This window comes from Vibrio sp. JC009, from assembly GCF_029016485.1.
GTDB lineage: Bacteria > Pseudomonadota > Gammaproteobacteria > Enterobacterales > Vibrionaceae > Vibrio.
Window position 1 is genome coordinate 792712 of sequence record NZ_CP092107.1, and the last position, 24864, is coordinate 817575.

The 24864-nt window shown below is 47.3% G+C and carries 20 protein-coding genes; 16 read left to right on the forward strand and 4 right to left on the reverse strand.

All coding sequences use genetic code 11. The features are described 5' to 3' along the window. Positions 1-126 precede the first annotated feature (126 nt). Positions 127-1410 (forward strand): HD domain-containing phosphohydrolase, encoded by a 1284-nt coding sequence (locus L3Q72_RS18435; protein WP_275133623.1) that lies wholly within the window; start codon positions 127-129, stop codon positions 1408-1410. Positions 1411-1420: 10 nt separating this feature from the next. After that, complete coding sequence (locus L3Q72_RS18440; protein WP_275133624.1) at positions 1421-3340, forward strand: diguanylate cyclase; 1920 nt, start codon at positions 1421-1423, stop codon at positions 3338-3340. Between the two features lie 75 nt (positions 3341-3415). Here the strand turns inward: L3Q72_RS18440 and L3Q72_RS18445 are convergent, their stop codons facing one another. Next, positions 3416-4156 carry a sulfite exporter TauE/SafE family protein gene (locus L3Q72_RS18445; RefSeq protein ID WP_275133625.1) on the reverse strand — a complete coding sequence of 247 codons (741 nt, stop codon included), beginning with the start codon at positions 4154-4156 and terminating at the stop codon, positions 3416-3418. 305 nt (positions 4157-4461) lie between these two features. Here L3Q72_RS18445 and L3Q72_RS18450 point away from each other — a divergent pair, with 305 nt between their 5' ends. After that, complete coding sequence (locus tag L3Q72_RS18450) at positions 4462-6993, forward strand: formate C-acetyltransferase/glycerol dehydratase family glycyl radical enzyme (RefSeq protein ID WP_275133626.1); 2532 nt, start codon at positions 4462-4464, stop codon at positions 6991-6993. A 184-nt stretch (positions 6994-7177) separates the two neighbouring features. Further along, positions 7178-8155 (forward strand): glycyl-radical enzyme activating protein, encoded by a 978-nt coding sequence (locus L3Q72_RS18455; protein ID WP_275133627.1) that lies wholly within the window; start codon positions 7178-7180, stop codon positions 8153-8155. 138 nt (positions 8156-8293) lie between these two features. On the opposite strand, the gene L3Q72_RS18460 is transcribed toward L3Q72_RS18455, so the two are convergent. After that, positions 8294-9520 (reverse strand): hypothetical protein, encoded by a 1227-nt coding sequence (locus L3Q72_RS18460; protein WP_275133628.1) that lies wholly within the window; start codon positions 9518-9520, stop codon positions 8294-8296. A 171-nt stretch (positions 9521-9691) separates the two neighbouring features. On the opposite strand from L3Q72_RS18460, the gene L3Q72_RS18465 reads away from it, so the two are divergent. The 3 genes from L3Q72_RS18465 (at position 9692) to L3Q72_RS18475 (ending at position 13233) form a co-directional block, all read left to right on the forward strand. Then, positions 9692-10378 (forward strand): response regulator transcription factor, encoded by a 687-nt coding sequence (locus tag L3Q72_RS18465; protein WP_275133629.1) that lies wholly within the window; start codon positions 9692-9694, stop codon positions 10376-10378. Beyond that, positions 10371-11753, forward strand: coding sequence for a HAMP domain-containing sensor histidine kinase (locus L3Q72_RS18470; protein ID WP_275133630.1), 1383 nt, complete (start codon positions 10371-10373; stop codon positions 11751-11753). Before L3Q72_RS18465 ends, L3Q72_RS18470 begins: the two co-directional genes overlap by 8 nt. A 157-nt stretch (positions 11754-11910) precedes the next feature. Then, positions 11911-13233: a diguanylate cyclase gene (locus L3Q72_RS18475; RefSeq protein ID WP_275133631.1), complete on the forward strand. Its 1323-nt coding sequence runs from the start codon at positions 11911-11913 to the stop codon at positions 13231-13233. A gap of 36 nt (positions 13234-13269) precedes the next feature. Here L3Q72_RS18475 and L3Q72_RS18480 read toward each other — a convergent pair whose 3' ends face one another. Further along, a complete protein-coding gene (locus L3Q72_RS18480) occupies positions 13270-15156 on the reverse strand; it encodes a methyl-accepting chemotaxis protein (RefSeq protein ID WP_275133632.1) in 1887 nt (628 codons plus the stop codon). Between the two features lie 403 nt (positions 15157-15559). Between L3Q72_RS18480 and L3Q72_RS18485 the strand changes: the two genes are divergently transcribed. The 9 genes from L3Q72_RS18485 to L3Q72_RS18525 all read left to right on the forward strand — a co-directional run bounded on the left by L3Q72_RS18485 (position 15560) and on the right by L3Q72_RS18525 (position 23027). Further along, positions 15560-15901 (forward strand): hypothetical protein, encoded by a 342-nt coding sequence (locus L3Q72_RS18485; protein WP_275133633.1) that lies wholly within the window; start codon positions 15560-15562, stop codon positions 15899-15901. 28 nt (positions 15902-15929) lie between these two features. Continuing rightward, positions 15930-16766, forward strand: coding sequence for a hypothetical protein (locus L3Q72_RS18490; RefSeq protein ID WP_275133634.1), 837 nt, complete (start codon positions 15930-15932; stop codon positions 16764-16766). A 32-nt stretch (positions 16767-16798) separates the two neighbouring features. Further along, positions 16799-17686 carry an HlyD family efflux transporter periplasmic adaptor subunit gene (locus L3Q72_RS18495; protein ID WP_275133635.1) on the forward strand — a complete coding sequence of 296 codons (888 nt, stop codon included), beginning with the start codon at positions 16799-16801 and terminating at the stop codon, positions 17684-17686. Next, a complete protein-coding gene (locus tag L3Q72_RS18500; protein ID WP_275133636.1) occupies positions 17683-17856 on the forward strand; it encodes an efflux RND transporter permease subunit in 174 nt (57 codons plus the stop codon). The genes L3Q72_RS18495 and L3Q72_RS18500 overlap by 4 nt, the downstream gene beginning before the upstream one ends. Continuing rightward, complete coding sequence (locus tag L3Q72_RS18505; protein WP_275133637.1) at positions 17844-19838, forward strand: efflux RND transporter permease subunit; 1995 nt, start codon at positions 17844-17846, stop codon at positions 19836-19838. Before L3Q72_RS18500 ends, L3Q72_RS18505 begins: the two co-directional genes overlap by 13 nt. 41 nt (positions 19839-19879) lie before the next feature. After that, a complete protein-coding gene (locus tag L3Q72_RS18510) occupies positions 19880-20995 on the forward strand; it encodes a serine hydrolase domain-containing protein (protein ID WP_275133638.1) in 1116 nt (371 codons plus the stop codon). A 155-nt stretch (positions 20996-21150) separates the two neighbouring features. Further along, positions 21151-21612: a hypothetical protein gene (locus tag L3Q72_RS18515; protein ID WP_275133639.1), complete on the forward strand. Its 462-nt coding sequence runs from the start codon at positions 21151-21153 to the stop codon at positions 21610-21612. Next, positions 21596-22153: a hypothetical protein gene (locus L3Q72_RS18520; RefSeq protein ID WP_275133640.1), complete on the forward strand. Its 558-nt coding sequence runs from the start codon at positions 21596-21598 to the stop codon at positions 22151-22153. The genes L3Q72_RS18515 and L3Q72_RS18520 overlap by 17 nt, the downstream gene beginning before the upstream one ends. 112 nt (positions 22154-22265) lie before the next feature. Next, positions 22266-23027, forward strand: a complete 762-nt coding sequence (locus L3Q72_RS18525; RefSeq protein WP_275133641.1) for a DeoR/GlpR family transcriptional regulator — start codon at positions 22266-22268, stop codon at positions 23025-23027. Between the two features lie 2 nt (positions 23028-23029). Here L3Q72_RS18525 and L3Q72_RS18530 read toward each other — a convergent pair whose 3' ends face one another. Next, the gene (locus L3Q72_RS18530; protein ID WP_275133642.1) at positions 23030-24835 is read right to left on the reverse strand and encodes an ABC transporter transmembrane domain-containing protein; all 1806 of its coding nucleotides are present in this window, start codon (positions 24833-24835) and stop codon (positions 23030-23032) included. Positions 24836-24864: the final 29 nt, after the last annotated feature.

The following is a 24864-nucleotide window of genomic DNA, read 5'->3' on the forward strand; positions in this document are numbered from 1 at the left end:
TTTTTTTGCCTAAATAATAAGGAACCTGCATTTATCAACACAAATAATCGAAAAAACATATAAGTTAAAGTAAGGTTAAACTAGTTGAATATTCATTATAGAACTAAAAAACGTCAGGAAGACCAGATGGAAACACAGGGTAATATTGAAATTGACCTTCGGCACGCTCTCTTAATGATTGCCAGAGCACTGGATTATGTGGGAATCGATGATATCAATCACAGCCACCGGGTGGCTTATATGGCGTATGAGTGCGCAAAGCGCTTGGGCTGGGAAGAGTCTAAGGCCAAATTTGCCTACTACACCGGACTGGTGCACGATAGCGGTGTCTCTTCTACCGATGAGCATTCCCAGTTAGTCTGGCATCTGGAGCCGGAAGGCGTCAGAGAGCACTGTGTCCGGGGGCACGAAGAACTAAAAAACTGCCCGCTTCTTGAGAAATTCGCTGTTCCTGTTCTCTACCATCACACTCAGTGGCAAGAGCTTCTTGAAGCTGACATCTCCGACTATGACCGTGATATTTCCGCCATCGTCTATCTGGCTGACCGGCTCGACTTCCTGAGAAACTACCTGACACAAAGCATTCATCACGAAGCCGTTACCCTGCATGCAGAGATCATCTCAGAGCATCTGAATAAACAGTCCGGCACCATGTTTGAGCCCGGAATGGTAGACGCTATGTGCGAACTGGTAACCATGGAAGGCTTCTGGTACAACATGGATCCGTCTTATATAGAACTTCTGGCTGTTGCTGAAGAGTCAGATCAGGACTACTGCCATAACCTGCCAATCAGTGAAGTGATACAGCTGGCTAAATTTATCGCCCGCATTGTGGATGCAAAAAGCACCTTTACCTATCAACACTCAGAAAAGGTCGCCCTGCTGGCAACAATGGTGGCGGAAGAGATGGGACTCAGCAAGCAAAAGATAGACCTGATTTACGTTGCCGGACTGATGCACGATATCGGAAAGCTTCGCACACCAGATAACATTCTGCATAAAGAATCTGAGCTGACTAAAGAGGAGTTCACCCGTATCCGGCGTCACACTGTTGATACTGAATACACGCTGCGCAGCTTTTTCCATAGTTCGGATGTCAGCGTATGGGCGGCAAACCATCACGAGCGTCTGGATGGTTCCGGCTATCCGTACCATAAAACCGCAGAGCAACTGGATCTGCCTTCACGCATTATCGCCGTTGCTGACATTTTCCAGGCACTTTCACAGGAGCGCCCTTACCGTCAGCGCCGCTATACCTCTGACGAAATCATTGACAAGCTGACTCCGCTGGCAGAAAACGACAAAATTGACACAGATGTGCTGGGGGTAATTAAAAAGGATCCGCAAAAGTACTATCAAGCCTCAGTTATGGATCCGGAAACACCGGTACCCGGTTATTGCGACTCCTGAGTGATTGAATATGCTTAGTCTTAAGAACCACAAAGGAATCCTTTTAGTACTTATCTCATTCAGTGCGTTGGTCATTCTTACCAATGTCCTGACACAGTCGGTTATTTTCTCAGGGCAAACTGAAGATGTCGCTCTGACAAACGCGGTAAAAAAGACTAAAGAGCGGGAAGGAGTCATCAGAACCTTTCTTACCCGCGCTGAAAACACCATTGATGGATTAAGAAAAAGTGACGCCTTTAACCTTTTTCTCATCGCTCCATCATCGAAAGTAAACTTTGAAACCACAGCACTGAATATCGCCAGAACCCATCAGGAAATAATGAATATTCGTTTTCTGGATCCTTTTGGTATGGAAACAGTGCGGGTTTCACGAAATAAGCCAGAAGACGAGCCTGAAGTATCGCTGCTGCCTCAGTTGCAAAATAAGTCTCACCGATACTACTTTCAGAAGGCAGTCAACTTCCCGGCTAACCAAACATGGTTTTCAAAACTTGACCTCAATGTCGAACACAAACAGGTTGAAACACCATACAAAGCGACGTTACGGGCAGTGATGCCTGTTACTCATGAGGATGAGTTTAAAGGGATACTGGTCATAAACTATTTTATGAAGCCCCTGTTTGACGCGCTTTTCGCCGTTCCCTTATACCACATGATACTAGCCGATGAAGATGGCGAGATACTGATTCATTACGACAAAAACCGTAACTGGAGCCGTTATCAAGACTTACCGGGTCTGGAAGCGGATATCCCGGAAGTTACCACGGCTTTGCAAAATGAAACCTACAGGGGCACCGGCTACTTTTCAAGAAAGCTGGAGCTGCCTGTAGATAATCAACTGTTGCTGGTTCTGTCGCTAAACAAAAAATATCTCGCCTTTCAGGAGAAGCTGTTTAGAAAAAATCTGACTTATAGTGCCATTACCACGCTTATTATTACTTCAGTATTCGGCTTCTTTTTAGCCAGTTTGTTTAAACGGTTTTCAACCGAATATAAGACCAAAGAAAAAAATGTTGCTGAACTGTCGGAATTAAACCAGAAAATAAACAGCTTACTGGAAAAGAATAAAGCTTATATGGATATGGCCAGTGACGGCATTCATATAATGGATCATAGCGGAAATATTGTTACCTTTAGCCACTCTTTCTCAAGCATGCTGGGTTATTCGGAAGAGGAAATATTAAAACTGAACGTCCGGGACTGGGACAGCCAGTTATTAGATGGTCTGCAATTGGATATTCTGAATAATATAACAACTGAACCTCTGAAATTTGAAACCCGGCACAAACGAAAAGATGGGTCATTTATTGATGTAGAAATCAATGCCAAGTGGATTTCGGTTTCGGGAGTGCACTACTTATATGCCTCTTCACGCGATATCACCGAGCGCAAGCAGATGGAGACAGAGCTGCATAAGCTGGCAACGACGGACTTCCTTACTCAGTTGCCAACACGCAGAATATTTGATGACAGGCTGTCGGAAGAGCTGGAGCGCTTTCATCGCGATGAAAAACAGCATATCTCTGTTGTGCTGCTGGATGTTGATCACTTTAAGACAATTAACGATACCCACGGACACTCTGTGGGCGATAATGCGCTAAAACATATCGCCAATACCGTCAGTCACGGTGTTCGCAAGATAGACCTGGTTTCACGCTTTGGTGGCGATGAGTTTGGACTGATACTGGTCGGAGCCAGTGAAGAAGCGGCGTTCAGTTATCTGGATCGCATACGCAGCAATATTGAAAAATCGCCACTGGTACTGGAAAGCGAAATTGTCCCGCTTTCGGTCAGCTTTGGAGTAACAGAAGTTCAGCACGATGATACCGATACCTTAACGATTCTGAACCGTGCCGATCAGGCGCTTTACTGCGCTAAGAAACACGGCAGAAACCGGGTTGAAACCTTTAAAGGTATGAATCAGTGTTGACCTAACTCAACCTGTAAAAACGGCACCCGATGGGTGCCGTTTTGCTAACTAAGCTATGATTTATTACAAAATCAATCAGAAATGGACATTTTTGTACACCAGCGCACAACCAACGAACAGTAGGAAAACGTGCACCAGGTGGTGATAGTTGATCTTATACTTGTGCAGCAGGCTGTATGACAGCATGCCACCAGCGATACCCACAGCAAAGGCTGGCAGAGAATTTACCACATGAGAAATCACCTCATCCGTAATCAGTCCTTCACTGTAAAAGCTGACGTTGGCACCGATCATCTGCAGCATGAAAAAGAAAGTTAATGTTGCTTTCACCTGGTCCGCAGTCCATGGCTGCATTGAAGTATATGCGATTACCGGTGGACCTGACTCACCAACACTTGCCCCAAGCACACCTGACGTAAATCCGGCACCAATGGTCACAGGAATGGAAGTTTTCTCAAATACCGGCTTAGATGAGCGGAATGAGTGCAGGCTTGAAACAATAAGCACAATACCCATGGTAAGCAGGATGTACTGGGCAGGCATGGTCGCCAGCAGCTTAGCTCCGACAAACGAAGCAGGAACCGAACCGGCAAAAAGAATCAGGCCAACTTTATGCTGAATAGCATGGCGCATTTTCCAGGCGATAGGAAGCGTTACCAGCCAGCCGATGATACCGGCAATGGGAACGGCGGTCTGTGCGCCTACCACAAGTGAAAGCAGCGGTACTGATACCATTGCTGAGCCAAATCCGGTCAGGCCTTGGGTAAAGCCGGCCAGGGCTATGATCAAAGAAACAATTATTACTGTGGTATCCATATGTCCTGTTACTGAGCTTAAGAAATTTGTGGATATTATAGGCGCAACAAAACTAATTACCATTACTTTTGTCACATTATGTTGTTTTATGTCCATTTGGTTTCGCGATGTGATATTAATCGCAGACAAATTGCGACCTATTAAGTATAATCCGTTCATATAGTCAGCAGTTTTCTGTTGCCTGATGGCTATAACGTTGTTTTATGTACATAAAATAATGGTCAAAATGCCAATGCTCATTTTTAACCGGAATGAGTATTGGCATTTTGATGATTTTTCAGCTTTTAAATTTCAAGAGGTAGACAATGGATAACTTCCAGGTGGATGCAGAGAGTTTGTCTGAAATGACAACAAACACTCATACCCTAGCCCGTGGTGTAGACGACTTTGATAAAGTTTATGGTCTGGGATACGAGGTTGGCCATGAAGACTGGTCTCCATACCCGAGAGTCAACAAGCTAAGACAGACCTTCCTGGACAGATCCTACGATATTGATGTAGAGCGACTAAGGCTGGTTACTGAGTCTTATAAAAACACTGAAGCCATGCCGCGTATAATTCAGTGTGCGTACGCCTTTGAAAATATTCTTCTTAATACCACGCTGCATATCTACGATGAAGATCTGATCTTAGGTGAAATCGCAGCACCGGCAAAAGCCTCTCCGATTTATCCGGAATTCTCAGTTAACTGGATTATTGATGAGATCCTGAACTCGCCGTTTGAAGAGCGCGCCAACGATCAGTTCTACATCCGCAACGATGAAGACAGAGCAGAAATCCTTGAGCTTTGTGAATACTGGAAAGGTAAAAGCGCCAACGAGATCATCACAGCTCACCTGGATGAAGATCAGAAGAAAGGTTCTCATATGGGTGAAAAGGTCTTCCAGACCAATAACTACCATTTTGCCGGCATCGGCCATTTCGCAATGGACTTTAAAAAGCTGATGACGCTTGGCTTTGATGGTGTGATAGAGCAGGCTAAAACTTCTTTTGCAAAACTGTCAAAACAGGATCCAGACTTCGGTGAAAAGCGCGACTACTACAAGTCTACGATTATCGTGCTGGAAGCCGCTAAAGCCTACGTTGCCCGCTATGCAAAACTTGCCAAAGAGATGGCAAAAGAAGAAGCGGATGCGAAAAGAAAGCAGGAACTGCTGGATATGTCAGCAAACTGCGACCAGATTGCTGGCGGCGTACCTCAGACCTTCTGGCAGGCGGTTCAGCTGTTTAACTTCGCAACGACCCTTACTCAGATTGAAGGCAACGGCCACTCCATCTCATACGGACGTATGGACCAGTGGCTTTACCCGTTCTATGCAGAAGATGTAAACCGCAACTCAGTATCAAAAGAGTTTATTCTTGAGCTGATTGAAGTTCTGTATGTGAAGATGAACAATCCGACAAAACTGAAAGACAAAGGTACGGTAAAAGTACGTAACGGTCGCGGTTTTGGTGGTGAAAGCTTAACCATTGGCGGTGTTGACGAAAACGGTGATGACGCCACTAACGACCTGACCATGCTGATGCTGGAAGGCTCTGTACATACCCGCATGATGAACCCGTGGGTTTGTGTGCGTATGCATGAAAACACGCCTTATGAGTTAAAAATCAAAACCATTGAATGTGTCAGAGCCGGTTACGGCCACCCGAAACTGTTCAATGACGGTCCGGCAGTTAAAGCCATGCAGGGTAAAGGCGTTACTCTGGAAGAAGCGCGTGACTACGCCGTTGTCGGTTGTGTTGAGCCAAGCATTCCGGGCAAAGAGCACGGCTGGCTGGATGCCGGTTATGTTAACACTGCTAAGATGATGGAGATGGTCATCAATGGTGGCCGCATTCTTTCCGGCCCAGATGCCGGCAAGCAGTTAGGCCCGGATACAGGTAGCCTGGAAACCTATCAGTCCTTTGAAGAGGTACTGGAAAGCGTTGATAAGCAGTTCGCCTACTGGTGTGACCAACTGTGCAGTTGTCTGAATGTCACCGACAAGATCCACCGTATGGTTAAGCCTACGCCTTATATCTCGGCATTCTTTGAAGGCTGTATCGAGACGGGCCGAGACATGACCGCCGGTGGCGTTAAATATAACGGCACCGCTCCGCAGGCAGCCGGTATCGCAACCTGTGCTGATTCACTGGCCACCATCAAAAAGCTGATGTTTGATGATAAGAAGTACACAGGTAAAGAGCTGCTGGATGCCGTTAAAGATAACTGGGACGGTCACGAGAAGCTGTATGCGTTGGTGAACAGCTCTAAGATCCCTCATTACGGCAACGATATTGATGAAGCGGATGAACTGTTTAAGTTTATGTTCGAGTGTTACTGCCGCCATATTAAAGGCCGTAAGAACCCTCGTGGTGGCGAATTCAGCCCGGGTGTATACACGGTAAACGCCAACGTTGGTATGGGTTTGTACACCAATGCTTCTCTGGATGGCCGTAAGAACGAAGAGCCGATCTCAGACAATATGGGCCCGGTTCACACCGAAGGCGGCTCACACGATATTTCAGGCCCGACAGCGGTGATTAACTCAGTAACAAAAGTTGACCACAGCCTTGCAACTAACGGAACCCTGCTAAACCTTCGCTTCCCTGAAGATGCGGTTTCTGGTGTGGAAGGCCGGGATATCCTGGTTAGCTTTGTGGATGAGTATATGTCTAAGCAGGGCATGCATGTTCAGTTCAACATTATGAGCTCAGAAAAAATGCGCGCGGCACAGAAAAACCCTGAAATGTACAAAGACATGCTGGTACGTGTAGCGGGTTACAGTGCTTACTTTGTTGAGCTGGGTAAACCACTTCAGGATGACCTGATTCAGCGTACTGAACTGAGATTCTAGTCACCCGGTTTACTGACATAACTAAACCCATCGTCATTCCTGCGAAGGCAGGAATCTACTCAACGCATGTTGTAGAGTTAAGTGGAAAAACTGGCTCTACAACGCGCTGATAGCAGATCCCCGCCTCCGCGGGGATGACATCATTTAAGCATGCCACCCACCTGACAATTCATTGAGGTAACTAGTGCCAAACTCAAAACACGCCTTGGGTACTGTCCTTAACATCCAGCGGTTCACATTACACGACGGCCCGGGTATCCGCACGGAGTTCTTTCTAAAAGGCTGCCCGCTAAGGTGTGACTGGTGTGGTAACCCTGAAAGTTTTAACCAACACATTGAAGTTGGTGTCTATCAGAATAAATGTATCTCAAGCGAGAAGTGTGGTTCATGCATCGATGTTTGTCCTTATCCCGGAATTCTGATTTTCCCAGAGTCAGGCACTGAAGGACATAAGCTTGCGGAAATAGACCGCAATGAATGCACAGACTGCCTTGCCTGTGCCGATGAATGCCCTTCTGAAGCCATCAAACAATGGGGCAAAATCATGTCTGTGGAAGAGTGTATGAAAGCCATCATGCAGGACAAAGGCTTCTACGACCGCTCAGGCGGAGGCGTCACAGTATCCGGCGGAGAGCCCCTGCTCCAGAGTGACTTTGTCTTAGAGCTGTTTCAGGCATGCAAACAAGCAGGCATTCATACCTGTTTAGAGTCCAGCTTTTTCTCCAACTGGAACCGGATTGAAAAACTGCTTCCTTATACCGATCTGATTATTTCCGATATCAAACTGATGGATAGCGAGCTGCATAAAAAGTACACCGGAGTGGATAACCATAAGATCCTGAAAAACCTGAAGCAGCTCTCAGCCACAGGCAAAGAAATTATTCTGAGAATCCCGGTTATTCCAACTATCAATGACAACCCGGAAAATATTAAAGCCACAGCGGACTTTATCCAAAACGAAATGTCCGGAAATGTCCGCACACTGCAGCTTCTGAGCTTTATGCGCCTGGGTGAAGAGAAATATGAATCTCTGGGTATACCCTACAAAATGAAAGATCTGAATTTCGACCGCACCGAGTTTCAGGAGCAGGTTGGTCAGATTGCTGAATATTTTAATGAGCGGGGAATACACTGCTTAGTAGGCACAAAGGAGAGGGAGTGACCTGTTTTTCCGGGGCGCTCGCCGAGTCAATCTCGAGATATCCTTTTGATAACCAACTTCTAATAGATTAGATCTATTAGAAATGCGATTGCCAAAATGAGAGCCTGAACAGAAGCCCCGCACACTGTTAGTTCTGACCTACAACTCCATTACCGTATCAGTAAACACTAACTTCTCGATATTACTCAGCACATTAATGCCATCCCGGTTATCTAGCTGATCGGTTACCTTCGTTTCGCCATTGCTGGCCCTATCCACCGAATACTGCGATGAGTTGCCTGAGAAGATCACCCTGTTTTCCCCTGAGTTCCCGGTTATCCGGTTGTCATACTGATTCACAATAACATTCGATGCGTTACTTCCCGTCAGTGTCACATCTTTTAGATACTGTGAATGGTTGGTATAAGACTTTGCTGAATCATATTTCAGACTAAAGTCACCGCTAAAACTTTCGTCAATTCTGGCGTTATAGGTCAGATAAGGATGGAAAAACTTATTGTTCATCAACTCTGCGCCCTCAGGATCTTCAGATGAGATCTCTGAACGTGTTTTGGCAATATAAACTCCCCACATACCGTGAGTGCTGCTCTCTGTCCAGGCTCCCCATAGCCCGTAATAGGAGTCGATAACCGACGCCAGGTACTCCTGAGAAAGACTGTTTTCTGCCGTCAGCTCCTGAATCCAGCTCCGGTTTTCATCTCCCATTCCCCAAAGGTTACCGGCCAGCGCCGTTACCTGAGCACTTCTGATTTCCGCCTGATAAGCAGGCAGAGCACCATCTGAGCCTCCCTGATCAATACCAATACCGGTATCATGAACCAAATGCAGGATTTCTTCGAATGAGGCGTCCCTGTGTTCGTAATTCTGGTTGATATACCAGCTACCGCCCTCTACCTGAATCTCATCATGATACAGTGGCTGGCCTTCCAGCTCTGCAGCTGAGTTACTTCCGTCATCGCAGCCATTAAGCAGCAATAGTTTTGCCCCGTTTTCAGTCATTTTATTGGCAACGGCAGACTTATCCGCGCCGTAGGTTGAACCCGGATAATTAGTCAGATAATGCTCCAGTATTAAGCGGGCCCGGACTATCTGATTATCGGTCAACCCGTCCTGAGCAATGATATGAATCGCCTGACCATTTGGAGCGGTCACTTTGGTGTAACGGTTAAATTTCAGGTTACTACTGTAGGTTTGGGCAAGGTCATCAGGCACAGCTTCAATACCCAGCGCCAGTGTCTCCGAAGAAAGATTTGTCGCAGCCTGAGTATTGGAATTATTGCTGCTTACTGAAGAACCTGAATTGCATCCGGTGACGCCAGCAGCAGCGGCTAATGTGATGATTGAGAGAATATTAGATCTTTTCACTGCAAAACTCTTCTTAATTGAATTCAGAGTTATTCTGACTGACTGAAAAAATCTTTGGGTAAGGTCATGTAAGCAACGCCCGCTGCTATGTAAGCAGATGTAAGCTGCCTATAATTTTAACCATAAGGTCAGTAACATAGTGGATATGGTTTGGCAGAGAAGAAGATACCCGTGGCAAAGGCACAGTTATTAATCGTAGAAGATGACCAGGAGATAGCCCGTCTCACAGCAATGTATCTCGAGGCAGAAGGTTACGATACGGTTATGGTTGAAGATGGCCTTCAGGCCATTCCGGCTATCCGGGAAAATGCGCCCGATCTGGTGATCCTAGACCTGATGCTGCCGGGCCTGAGCGGCAATGAAATTTGTAAGCAAGCCAGAGAGTTTTATCAAAAGCCCATTCTGGTTCTGACCGCATGCGCTGACGATATCAGCGAAGTAAGCTTGCTCAAACTGGGGGCGGATGACTACCTGACCAAACCGGTGAAACCACATATTATGGCAGCCAGAATTGAAGCCCTGCTCCGTCGCTCCACCAGTAACGTGCCTGATAACCGTTATCTTAGCGTGGGCAAAATACGCATTGAAACGAAAGATAAATCCGTCTATTTCGATAACAATGAACTGGTACTTGCTGACGCTGAATATGAAATGCTGCTCCTGCTGGCTAGCAACGCGGGAAAAGTGGTATCCAGAGAAGATTGCTGCAGCTCCCTTCGTGGCATTAGCTACGACTATAACGACCGCTCAGTGGATATGCGAATTTCCGGTTTACGCAAAAAACTGAATGACAGCAAAGCGCCCTACAAACAGATTCTGACAGTACGCAACAAAGGATATATGCTGGTCGATGGCTAAACTTATTCCCCCAATGTTCGCACGTCTCTACATAAGCATGATTGCCTCCCTGTGTGCGGGCATATTTCTCACTTTTCAGCTTATGCAAAGCTATCTTGAAAAAGATTCCATTGAAGACTTTGTAAGAGATACGCAATACGTCTACCAGAATATTCAGCAAAACTTGAAAAGTGAAAACATGACAACAAAAGCTTTCTTTGAAAGTAAGCACTCACCTATTCCGCATTTCCAATTTGAACTGATGCTACTGGACCAGAACTCCCCGCAACCGCCCTGTAAGAAGTGTACTTTTCTGTCCTCAGTGAAAGGGGTTAAGGTATATGGCAGAGAGGATGGCAGAATGTCCTCCGTATACACACTCCCGGATTCCAAACATCTGCTGATAATAAGCGACAGAGCACCATTAGAAATTGCTGAAACAGACACTCCTGAATGGTATCAGGACGAAGAAGAGTTACTGCCGTTCATCCTCTTTGCTGTCACCCTTCTGGTCATCGCGGGTGTACTCTATTACCCGACACGGAGATTACATAAACAAATTGAGACACTCATCCTGACACAAAATCAGTTTGGTAAAGGTAACCTGAATACCCGCGCCGATGAGGATATCCCTGCCCCTCTCAATGACCTGGCCGCCAACTTTAACCTGATGGCAGAAGAGATAGATAACAAGGTGAGCGAAAGTCTGGTTTTTGCTCAGGCAGTTCCCCACGAAATACGGACACCACTGAGCCGGATTCAGCTTGCATCCGGCCTGCTGCGCAAAACTTGCCAGGAAAAATCACAGTCCGAACTGCTGGACAATATTGATAGCTATATTGATGACCTTGAAGATCTGACAAATCAGGTTGTAGCCTATTCCCGCTTAAACTCAGCAAGTCCGGCAGACAGAGTTAACCCGCTTCAGCCAATTGCTTTAAAAGCGTTTATCCTGTCCAGGCTGGAGGCACTTCAGCCCCGCCCCGGCATTGAGGTAGAGCTGGACATAGATAACGACTCATTTATCCAGTGTGATGCCATGCATTTTCGCTTGCTGATGGACAACCTTCTGAAAAATGCACTGCTGCACACCCACTCCCGAATCGTGGTTTCTGAAATGAAACAGAGCGGGCAGCAAATATTATCCGTCGCAGATGATGGCCCCGGAATTCCGGAGGATAAACAGCAATACGTCTTTGTACCATTTGCAAGGCTGGATAAAAGCCGTGACAGAAAAACCGGCGGACTGGGATTAGGACTGGCCATTGCCAGTTCAGCAGCGAAAAAACTGGATGGAACACTGACGGTGACAAGTAGCAACTCTGGTGGCGCTAAGTTTGTTTTGACCTGTGAAATCCGGCAACAGAAAAAGGCTGAACTGAAATCCTATCCTTAACCGGAACAGCATCTGAACCCTTATTGTTAGTACGAATACTCTATATTTGCAGACCTAAGTCTCATTACCGAAAGCCAGGCAGGTCGTTTTATTTTTGCTCTCCTATACTCCTTAATAATCAAAAGAATATTTGAATCGGCAGTATCTATAAAACAACATGAATATCCTATTAGCTCGCAAACAAAAACACCTTCGTAATGTGACACTCCTGGTATTTGCCTGCTGGACACTTTCACTTGTCGGACTTCTTAGCTGGACTATCTGGAAAGAAGAAAAGCACGCTGAAGACTACGCACGCTTAGAGGCCAAAGCCAGTTTCAATAAAGATGTTGCCCTGCGCCAGTGGTCCGCCAAACATGGTGGCGTTTATGTGCCTGTATCAGAAGACACACCACCCAATCCGTATCTGAGTAATATTCCCGACAGAGATATTGTTGCGCCTGAGGGTAAGCAGCTAACACTGATGAACCCTGCCTACATGATACGCCAGACAATGCATGACTATTCTCAGCTATATGGCATTAAGGGACGTATCACCAGCTTAAACCCTCTCAATCCTATCAATGTCGCCGATGAGTGGGAGAAAAAAGTACTGACCATGTTTGAACGCGGAGTAGAAGAGTACTCAGAAATAACCCAGATCGATGGCGAACCTTACCTAAGATATATGCAAGCATTTATGACCGAAGAGAGCTGTCTTAAGTGTCACGAAAACCAGGGTTACAAAGTGGGCGATGTCAGAGGTGGTGTGGGTGTTTCAGTTCCTGTGGAACCCTACATGAAGCTAAGAAATGAAACCATTGAAACCGCAGTCTGGTCCTACGGACTGATCTGGCTGCTTGGCATTCTGGGGATGGTGGTCGCAAATAGGTCAGCCAGAGAGCATATCATGACCCACCACTCCGTTGAGCTGGCCCTCACTTTAGAAAAAGAAAAAGCCGAACAGCTGTCTCAGCTTGACCCACTAACCAACCTGTATAACCGCCGTTATCTGGATCTGTTTCTGGACGATGAAATAAAACGTGCTGCCCGGGAGCAGCAGCCACTGGGCTTGCTTATGGTCGATATAGACTGGTTCAAGCTCTATAACAACAGCCTGGGGCAGGTAGTCGGCGATCAGGTACTACAGAGTATCGCCCACAGGGTGGGAAAAATCATAAACCGCCCGGCCGACTGTGTCGCACGTTATGATGGGGATAAGTTTTGTGTGGTACTGGCAAATATCGATATAGAGGAAGTAAGGAAGACAGGCGAAAGACTCCGGGTTGCCATTGAGTCATTAAAAATACCGACTGGCAACGAAACCATCGGGCCATACATGTATATCACCATCAGCATTGGCGGGATTACCGTTACGCCCGGGGAGAACACCCAGGCTGAGCACCTTTTAGAAGCAGCTGACAAGGCTTTATATCAGGCAAAACTCGCAGGTAAAAATCTGGCTGTTATTGATGAACTAAAAGCCCCATTACAAGAGTAACGGGGCTATTCATTTCTTCCGGGTTTAGCAGGATACTTAGATTACAAATCGCTTGGTAACATCCGTCAGCCTTACAGTCACTTCATTCAGTGTAGAAGCCGTTTCTGCTGTCTGCGCTGACTCACTGGTTACCGCAATAGAAGAGTCATTGATAGCAGTAATATTGTTATTCAGCTCGCGGGTAACAATATTTTGCTCCTCAGCGGCGCTGGCTATCTGAGCGTTCATTTTAAAGGTGTCCTGAATCGACTCATTCACCTCGCCTATGGACATACCAACCTTATCTGAAACCTCAACAGCGCGGCTGATGATGTCGGCACTTCCTTCAATTGCGCTGGTCAAGTCATCACTCCGGTCCTGAATCGTCTTGATCATGGTGTTGATCTCTTCAGACGATTCCTGAGTTTTCTGTGCCAGATTTCTTACTTCATCGGCAACCACTGCAAAGCCACGGCCATGCTCTCCTGCCCTTGCTGCTTCAATCGCGGCATTCAGTGCCAGCAGGTTAGTCTGCTCTGAGATACCGACAATAACATCCAGAATGGTACTGATTTTGCCACTGTCATCCTTCAGCGCATCGATCTTAGACTTAATGCTTTCATTTTCTGTTTCAACCGAGCGGATTGAATCGATAGCCTGTTCTACCAGTGTAAATGACTGCTGAGACACTTCAGTAGCACTCTGAGTAACCGCCTGAGTCTCTGCCGCGCTCTGAGCAATTTCATTAACGCTGGCCTGCATCTGCTCCATAGAAGTAACCAGAGTAGTCAGCTCCTGCTGCTGATTCTGCATATTCAGAGCATTTTGCTGTGATGCACCAACAACGATGTCAGACGCATTTTCCAGCTCACTGGCTGAGCTGTTTAGCTGATGAACCGTTTCACGCAGTGACTCCTGCATCCCTGAAAATGAACGGGCCAGTGTGCCGATTTCATCGTTCTTATAACGGCTCAGGTCGATATGGTTGTTCAGATTACCCGAGGCAATGCTCTGAGCCACGGTTGTCATTTTCTCCAGAGGAATACCCAGCGCTCTTTTCATAAAGAAAGCGGCAAATAACAGAGCTAATGTAATTACTACAGCAGCGGCAACAATTGAGGTAATAGCAGCGCTCATAGCCGCTTCACGGATATAGCTTTCAGATACCTGAACGCCAACGTATAAATTCGCCTCTTCTGAGAAAGTCACATATCTGTAGAAACCATCAATCAGAACCATTTTATTCAGGCTGGAGCGGAAGTCTGACTCAGTGGTTCCGGTAATCTCAAAGACGTTCTTACCTACATTCTCCTTAACAGAGCTGCCAATAATAAAGCCATCTCTGCGGAAAGCCGATGTCAGGTATGCGCTGTCCTGAACAGAACTGATAACCAGCTCTGAAAGATCGTTCATCTCCTTATTGACGTTCAGCATACCGATAATCTGGCCATTGCGTTTAATAGGCTCTGCCCACGCAATAACCATATTGCCGTTAATAGATTTATACGGTGTAGTGATACAGAACTCACCGGTATTCATTACGCATTGGTACCACTCTCGCTTTGTGATATCCAGCTTGGTCATTGGTATCAGTTCGCCGGTGATATTAGCAACCCCTTTTCCAACCAGACCGGCATAGGATACGACTGAATGAGTACTGGCGTTCAGAGCGGTGAAGAACTCGCCCTGTTCAGCATAGCTTGAGTTCTCATCATAAATTTTTGCTGCAAAGTTCAGAGAGGACTTTACTGATCGGCTATAGGCGTCAACCGAAGAAGATATCTCTCTGTTACTGTCTACCAGTCTCGCCAGACTGTTCTCTTCAGATATCTCATTGATCTTTATAAAGCTCAAAGTTGCAACAATGCCACCAACCAAGAGAGCACTTACTGTTAAAAGTAGGAATAATTTCGTTCGTAAAGAAATAGAACGTTGATCTGTCATATATTTTACCTGTCCAGCGGATAATTTATGGCTTTAGAGCTTTATTGACAGACTTCCCAGTTAAACATGTGAAGCGTGCCACAAAGTGTGCATTAATACACCAACTCAGGTCACTTTAGCAACTTTTTTGTAAGTTTTCATGTCAAAAAATAGACTTTATTGAAAAGCGCAAAAGAAAATATTTGCCAGATTCGTTATCTGACAAGGCTTCCTGACTTAGAGAACAGAGCTCAGAGAAACCTATGCCACGCAGGGATAAATCTATCTTCCCAAATGACGATTTATATCCATTTATGTAAAGAAACGTAAAGCTAATTAAAGCAACGTAAATCGGCTTTGTTTCGTCATGTTTCGCTTTTATCATGCTCGCAAATAATTCATCCCATTTTATGAGAAACCCCTTATGTTGAGATTTACCGCCATACTTACTCTTCTCTGGTTACCCAGCCTGCTTATGGGCTGGGATAACCTGGATAACTTTTTCGGCTGGCGTCATCAGTTAATCATGTACACAGGCCTGCTTGGTCTGGGCTATATGGGCCTGGCAGTGCTGCTTGCTGCCCGTTTTAGCTGGGTGGAAGAGAAAGTAAGGGGGCTGGATAAGGGCTATAAACTGCACAAAGATCTGGGCATTGGCGCTACGGTTTCTCTGTTTCTCCACTGGGCGATTATCAAAGGCGGACAGGCGCTGGTAGAAAGCGGCGTTATCGCAAGACCAAACCGCGGCCCACGCCCGGAAATTTAAGTTTACTCACAAGCTTGGCGGTCTTCTGATGCTTGCCGGTGTATTCCACACAGCGTTCCTGCTGGACTGGAATATCGGAACTATTCCAATGAACCTGGCGATTGCGGCGATTTCAATTGTTGGTGTCTGGTGTTCATGGCTGTCGCTGTCAGGCAGTATCGGCAAGAAAAACAAGGTTGACGGGCAGGTAGAAAAGGTTAAAGCCTTCTCAGTACAGCCGGGGCAGAATATGACGGTGCGTTTCTCAATAAAGCTGGATTCTGATATCCGCTACAAAGAAGGCCAGTTTGCTTACCTGAACTTCCATGACAAAGAAGCGCCTCACCCGTTCTCTGTGCTTAACTTTGATGCTGAGAACAAGCTAATTGAGTTTGGTGTTAAAGATCTGGGCGACTATACCCACAAGCTGGTTAACAGCCTGAAAGCAGGCCAGAAGGTAACGGTAGAAGGCGGTTACGGTACATTCCAGATCCCTGAAGTAGAAAAGCAGGCCTGGGTTGGTGCCGGCATTGGTATTGTGCCTTTCGTTTCCCGTCTGTACTGGCTGAAGAAAAAAGCAAACATGCAGCACCTGAAGTTTGAAAAAGTGCACCTGTTCTACTGCGTTAACTCGAAGAAAGAAGCGTTCTTCAGTAAAGAGATTGCCGGGCTGCTACAGAACCTGGACTTTATTGAGCTGCATATCCTTGATGCAGAAAGCGGCCAGCTTCTGGATAGCGACCAGATTCTCGACAAGATGCAGACCAAAGATTTTGATATCAGCTTCTGCGGACCGGAAGCATTCGGAAAATCACTGCAAGCCGGCCTTGCTGCTGCCGGTGTACCGGAAGAAAGGTTCCACAAAGAACTGTTTAAGATGCGTTAGTTATCAGAACAAAATCAGGTTTGTTCCCACTTTTGCGCCCAATCAAGGGCGCTTTTAGCGAAACCGGGCATATTTCCAAAACCGAAAGAGATAAAGCCACCAGAGAGCTGTTAAGCAGCCAGCAGCAGCTTCAGTCGCAAAAGAACAGTCTGGCAATAAATAAAGCAGAGCAGCAGGTTCTGCAGACCGAACTGGCTCTGGCCAAAAGAGACCTTGAACTTACCCTGATTAAAGCGCCATTTGATATCCGTATTACCGATGCTCTTGTTGGCTTAGCAGAGTACGTCAACAAAGGCGAGTTGATGCTAAAAGCGGACGGCATTGATGCGGTGGAAGTCAGCGCGCAGTTCCCGCTTGGTAAGATGCGGCCTCTGAGAGCAGATAGCCGGCTCAGCTCAATGGACAATAATGTTCACAATAATCTGGAAGCCGTGGTTGAGCTTCAGGCCGGAGACAAAAACGTCTCCTGGGAAGGTCAGGTAAACCGATCCGGCGGACAGGTAGATGCGCAAACCCAGAGCCAGAGCATAGTGGTGCAGATCGCTGACCCTTACCAGCAGGCCGTTCCGGGTAAAAAGCCACCGCTGATCCGCGATACCTTTGTTAAGGTGACTCTGAAAGCTCCGGTAATGAAAAAGCAGATGCTGCTGCCGGTCACCGCAATTCACAATGACAGGGTTTATACCGTCAAAGACGGAAAGCTGGTCATCAAACCGGTAAAAATTGACTTTGTTCAGGGCCAGGTTGCAGTTGTCAAATCTGGTTTGGAGAAAGACGATATTGTTGTACTGAGTAAGCTGTCTCCGGCGGTTGAAGGTATGTCCCTTAAGCCTCAGCCGGATAAAAAGATAAACCAATGGCTGGACAAGGAAACGGGGTTTAAAGCCGGGAAACCGAAAAATAGCGAGGACAAGTCATGATCGCTTTTTTTGCCCGCCATGCAACCGGCGCCAACGTATTAATGATTGCCATTCTGCTGCTGGGAGCCTTCGCCCTGCCAAAGCTGCAGAAAGATACTTTTCCAATCACGCCAACCAAGGATATTGAGGTTCGGATAAGCTACCCCGGCGCTTCACCATGCACCTGTTAGGCTACACCCTGAATATGATGACTATGGTCGGCCTTATTGTCGCCATTGGCCTGCTGATGGATGATTCCCTGATCATTGCTGAAAATATCGCCGCCAAACGGCAACAGGGAATGCCACCCTTTGAGGCTGCCATTGCCGGAACCAAACAGGTACTTCCCGGCGTGCTCGCCTCATTTGCCACCACGCTTATGGTGCTTGGTCCGTTGATGTTCCTGACCGGGAAAATGGGTGAAGTGTTGCGCTATATTCCGATTATCCTGCTGATCACTTTGTTGGTCAGCCTGATAGAGGCCTTTCTGATCCTTCCTTCGCATCTGGCGCACAGCCATCCTGAGTCCGGCTCCAACCCGCTGCGGGATAAATTTATCGCAGGTTTTGAAGGTGTGAGAGATAAATTCTTTGTGCCGCTGACCAGTAAAGCGATCAATGCGCCCTACTTAACCCTTGGCACATTGCTTATGGTTGTGATGATCTCTACCGCCTCTTTCTCTGCCGGCCTGCTTAAGTTTAAGGCGATGCCATCGCTGGAAAGTGATGTGCTTCAGGCACGTATCCTTCTGCCACAGGGAAGCCTGCTGACTCAGACAGAAACTGTGGTTGAAAAAGTCTCCGCAGCCCTGGATAAGCTGAATCAGGAATACGCCGAGAAGTATCCGGAATCGGAACCCTTGGTGAAAAGCAAAACCATTATGTTCAACACCAACGTAGACGCCAATGAATCCGGTCCTCATATGGCAACCATCAGTGCCGACCTGTTGCCTGCTCAGTTCCGCCAGCAGAGCATCAAGTCTCTGATTCAGAGCTGGAAAAAGAATACCGGGCCAACTGCTGATGTGGTCTCACTTAAGTTTACCGACAAAGAGCGCGGCCTTGCGGGTAACGGCATTGATATCCGGGTGCAGGGCGATTCTCTGGAGCAGTTAAACAAGGTCAGCCGTTCACTGATTAAGTGGCTGAAAGGGTTTGACGGGGTATTTAATCTCTCCAGCGATCTGCGCTATGGCAGAACGGAAATCCATGTGAATCTGAAAGATGAAGCCGGAGTCATGGGCGTTAACGCTTCCCAGCTTGCCCAGACGCTTCGCAGTGCAGTTAAAGGCAGTACAGACCTTACTGTTTTCCAGAGCGGTGAAACCGTAGATATTACCGTCCGCCTGGATGAGTTTACCCATCAGGCAAGCCTTCAGGAGCTGAAAGATCTGATGGTCACTGCATCCAACGGCACTCTGGTTCCCCTTTCCGGCATAGCCACCTTTGAGGAAAAGCAGACCTTCTCACGGATTAACCGCATTAACGGTGTAAGCACGGTTACTGTGCAGGGCAATATCAATACCCGTACCGCCAACGCCCGTGAAATTATGCAGCAGTTCCACAAGGAATTTGTTCCGGCTTCAGAGAAGAAATTCCCGGATGTAAGATTTGTTTCTCAGGGTCAGGACAAAGAGAGCTCAGATACCGGTTCATCACTTATGACCTTCTTTGCCATGGGAGTGGTGGGAATCTATCTTATTCTGACCTTCCTGTTCCGCAGTTACACTCATCCAATAGCCGTACTGTTAGCCATTCCCATGGGCTGGATAGGCGTTATCTGGGGGCATCTGGGAATGGGACTTGATCTTACCATTCCAAGTCTGGTCGGTTTTGCCACCCTTGCCGGTATCGTAGTAAACGATAATATCCTGCTGGTGAGTTTTATCGAAGAGAAGCTGGAAAAAGGTATCAGTCTGGTCGACGCCTGCCGGGAAGCTGTGCATGACAGATTCAGGGCGATTTTTATCACATCCCTGACTACCTTTGCCGGTCTGCTTCCGCTGCTGACAGAGACCAGTACTCAGGCACAGTTTCTGATCCCGCTCATCGCCAGTATCGCGTTCGGGCTGATATCAGCAACCCTGCTGGCCTCAATTGTTGTACCTTGCGTGCTTCTGATCCTGGATGATTTCAGGCTAAGTAAGTTTTCAACTGATTTATCGCCTTTGTGATATTATATCGAACTTTGTATTTTTTGGATTCGGTTTTAATTATGTTTCGTCTTGTTGCAGCACTGACTTTCTGTGCTGCTTTTTCCTCTCATGCACTCGATCTCTCTCCGGTAACCCGGGATCTGAATGGTTATTTCTCACAACAACTAAAGAAAGATAAGGTGCCTGGCGGGGCCTTGGTTGTGGTACAGGGTGATAAGGTACAACTGCTGAGTCTGTATGGTGTCAGAAAACAGGGTGAGCGCAGCAAGGTTGATGAAAACACCGTATTCCGGCTTGCCTCGGTTTCCAAGACATTTGCCAGTGAACTGGCGGCGATTATGGTTAAGGAGCATAAATTAAACTGGGATGATCCCATTTCTAATTATTTGCCGGAATTTCGCTACAAAAACCTTGAGGCTTCAAACCAGCTTCAGGTGCAGCATCTTCTGAGCCATACCACAGGGATGGTACACAACGTCTACGACAACCTGCTGGATGCCCACCAGCCTCTTAGTAAGATCTACCCTATGTTCGAAAGGCTGGAGCCCCTGTGTATGCCCGGCAACTGCTACGGTTACACCAACCTGATGTTCGGACTGATTGACCCGATCCTTAAGCAGTCGGCAAACAAAAACTACAGCGAACTGATGCAGCAAAAGGTGTTTGACCCGCTGGAGATGACAGATGCCTCACTGGGGATGCAAAGCTACCTTCACAGCGATAACCGCGCCGCTCCCCACGTTCGCGGTAAGACACGCTGGTATGCCAGAAAAGTGGAACTGGACTACTACCGCGTGCTGCCCGCAGCAGGTGTAAACGCCAGCATCAGCGATATGGGCCAGTGGCTGAAGGCTCAGTTGGGCGGATATCCGGCGGTGATCTCCCCCGATGTACTGGAAACAGTTTCCACACCACGCATCGAAACCAAGCGGGATATGCGCCGCAAGTACTGGCGCAAAAAACTAAAAAGAGCAGACTACGGACTGGGCTGGCGCATCTTCAACTATGGTGGCGAAGAGCTGATCTATCACAGCGGCTGGGTGACCGGCTTCTCCGCCGAACTGGCCTACTCAAAAAAACACAATATCGGCATTGGTCTGCTGATCAATGGCGAATCTTCCGTGGGCAGCCGGATTGTGACTCACTTCTGGGATGAAGTGCTTAAGCAGCTATAATACCAATGCTAAACCAGTTCTAAACCTTCACTGATGAAATTATTGTTAACCTGTTTCCGGCGGAAGTAAGTGGAGCCAAAAACACTGACTATATGGAATATTCAACCATAATAGATCAAACAAAAGAAACTTATGTATTTAAGGGCAGGAGCGCGATGCTAAAAACTATCTTTCGGGTGTGTGTGGCACTGTTTATCTCATTTTTGCTGACCGTTGTCTGTGTTGCATTTGTGCCAACATTCTTTACCTCTACACTTACGACCACATTTGATCTCTTGCCTGCGCATAAGTTTTTAGATCACAGCATCCAGACAAAAGAAGAGCTGTTTAAAGACCTTCAGCTAACAGAGGTCACCAATACGGATGAGTCAGACTTTTTGCAACTGCGTAAAGATCTCCCTGATAACCGGGATAAAAGCGTGTTTTTTGCAAGGATGTTTGTTATGCATGACTATCCCCAAAAATGTCAGTACACCCTTGTTGGCATGCACAGAACGCTTGATTTAGCCTGGCAGGTTACAGGTTTACGCTGTGGAGGAAGACAGAGTTGTCAGGAAGCTTTAGAGCATCAGGTTTGCAAGGAGCACGAAGGACCGAAACATGAACGCCATCATTAAACTTGTTGTATGGGGTGCCGTTGTCGTTTTAGCCATCCTCGGGGTTCAGTGGCTTAATAACAACTACACTCTGGCTGAAATGCGGGAAGTTATCACTGACAATCAGTGGTATGTATTATCCGGTTACGCAGCTCTGATCTCAGTCCGAGGGGTTCTGTTTATCCCGACTATGCCTTTTATCCTGTTAATGGCGAGTGTTGTCGAGTCCTGGCTGCTATTTAGTGTAACGCTGACTGCGTCCTGCTGTTCTGCTTACCTGGTCTGCCTTGCGGTGGATTACCTTGATATCACCAAAAAACTGAACGCTATGCCGGGAAAATCCATTCAGAGAGCTCAGAACTGGGTCAACTCTATGGGAGTGGCAGCCGTCGCCGGCTGGGCCTTTTTCCCACTGGTATTTACGGAGATTATTGTCTACCTCGCCCGCATCTCAGGGCTAACCAGAAAGCAGGTCATCGTCGCAGTCGCGCTTGGTGAAGGCCTGCTGATTGGCTTACTTACTTCTTTGACTGAGTGGGTTAGTGGTCTGGTTCAGTACTAATAAGTATCTTTTTTATTTCATAATCACACATTGTTGTTATTTCACTTATTAGAAAATTGCAAAATCTGGTATAAACTACCCCTTTCGGAGAAGTCGGATCACGGAGCGGATTGTGAAAGCAATTAAACGCCATCAGGAAATTGTTAAGCTGGTAAAAACTCAGGGCTATGTCAGTACCGAAGATTTAGCGGAAATCTTTGATGTCAGCCCCCAGACCATCAGAAGGGATCTGAACGATCTGGCTGATATGGACCAGATAAAAAGAAACCACGGCGGCGCTACTATTGTTACCAGTTCCGAGAACTCTTCTTATCAGACCCGGAAAATATCTTACCAGCAGGAAAAACAGAAAATTGCTTTTAAGCTGGCCGAACACATTCCTGACGGTGCGACCCTGTTTATCGATATTGGCACCACGCCAGAAGCGGTCGCTAAAGCTTTACTGGAAAATCACAAAAACCTTCGTGTTGTCACCAACAATATCAATGTTGCCTCTATGCTGATGTCCAAGTCTGACTTTAAAGTCATTCTGGCCGGTGGTGAAGTGCGGGGCTATGACGGGGGTGTCACAGGCGAAGCCACCATGGACTTTATTTCCCAGTTCCGTCTCGACTTTGGCATCTTAGGTATCAGCGGCATCGACTTCGACGGCTCTCTGCTTGACTTTGATTACCACGAAGTAAGGGTAAAACGCGCTATTTTAGAGAACAGCCGCTGTGTATTTCTGGGGGTAGACCACACCAAGTTTGGCCGCAATGCCATGGTTAAGCTGGGCGGCCTAGAAGAGGTGGATCTGGTGGTAACCGACCTGCGCCCGCCGGAAGAGATCTGCGAAGTTCTCAGTGCAAATGACGTTCAGCTAGAGATCATCTAACATTACTGGAAGTTCTTAAACTGCAATTCCACTAACCGGCGATACAGCTCGCAGCTCTCCAGCAATGAGTTGTGGTCACCCAGATCAACCAGGCTGCCTTCTTCCAGTACCGCTATTTTGTCAGCATGCTGAATTGTGGAAAGCCGGTGAGCGATAATCAGTGTCGTCCGGTTATGCATCAGGCTTTCAAGCGCCTGCTGAACCTTGTATTCACTTTCACTGTCCAGAGCACTGGTTGCTTCATCTAACAGCAGAATATGCGGATCTTTTAAAATCGCCCTGGCAATGGCGATTCTCTGGCGCTGGCCTCCGGACAGCCTGACACCCCGCTCACCAAGAAAACTGTAATAGCCATCCGGCAGGTCGATGATAAACTCATGCGCATTGGCCTTTTTAGCCGCTTCAATCACCTCTTCATCGGTGGCTTCCGGTCTGCCATAGCGGATATTGTGCATCACATCCGAGCTGAACAGTGCCGGTTGCTGAGGAACCAGCGCCATCATCTGCCGCAGATCTTTCGGGTCAGTCCGTTTGATATCAACGCCACCTAACCGGATCACGCCGGACTGAGGGTCATAAAAACGCTGTATCAGTTCAAATACCGTGGTTTTTCCTGCACCAGACGGACCAACCAGAGCCAGAACTTTGCCTTTTTCCGCCTTTAATGTGAGCTTCTCGGTCGCAGACTGGTCAGGCCGTGACGGATAACTGAAAGTCACCTGATCAAACAAAACCTCGGCTTCCAGCTCAGATGCAGAAACCACATCGTCCACCGGGGGCTGGATATTGCTACGGACCTGCAGCACTTCAACCAGTCGCTCTGTTGCGCCCGCCGCTCTTTGCAGCTCCCCAAGCACTTCCGAAACCGTTGCCATGGAGGATGCCACCAGGATGGAATAAAAAACAAAAGCCCCTAAGTCGCCACCGCTCATCCTGCCTGAAATCACATCGCTGCCACCAACCCAGAGCATGCCGGTTATGGCCCCAAAGACAATCACAATAACACCGGCAATCAAAAGCGCTCTTTGCTGAACCCTCTGCCTTCCGATAAGAAAGGCTCTTTCTACCTCATTAAAAAACAGCTCGCTCTCTTCCTCTTCCCTGCTATAACTCTGAACCGTTTTAATATTTTCAATCGCCTCACCGGCATAACTGCCCACATCAGACATGGAGTCCTGACTCTTGCGCGATAGCGCTCTTACCTTGCGTCCGTAGTAAAGAATCGGAGCCAGGATTAATGGAACAGCAAGCAGAACGACAAAGGTCAGTTTTATATTGGTGGCAAAAAGCATCATCACTGCGCCAATTAGCAATAAAGTACTGCGCATTGCCATTGAAAATGAGGAACCAATGATGGTCTGAAGCAGAGTGGTGTCTGTGGTGATCCGGGACATAATGTCGCCACTGCCACAGGTTTCAAAATAGCCCGGAGGCAGAGTGATCACATGATTAAAAACCGCCATACGGATATCGGCACTGACCCGTTCCCCCAGCCAGGAAACAAGATAGAAACGGGCGTAGGTCCCGACACCAATCATGCTGGTAACAATCATGATAAACATGATGGCCATTTGCAGTTGCTCAGAGGAGTGCTGGGCAAAACCAGAGTCGATCATCATCCGAAGTGCCTGCCCCACAGAAAGGGTCAGTGCGGCGGTAAAAACCAGGGCAAACAGCGCAGCTATGGTGCGCATTCGGTAAGGCCGGATAAACTGACGCAGCTCCAGCAGTATGGCTAAACGCTTGCTTTTGTCAGGTGTATTCTTACCCTGTAGTTCATCGGCAACTGCCGCTCTGCTCCCCTGCATCCAACCCTCATCTGCAAATAACTGAGACC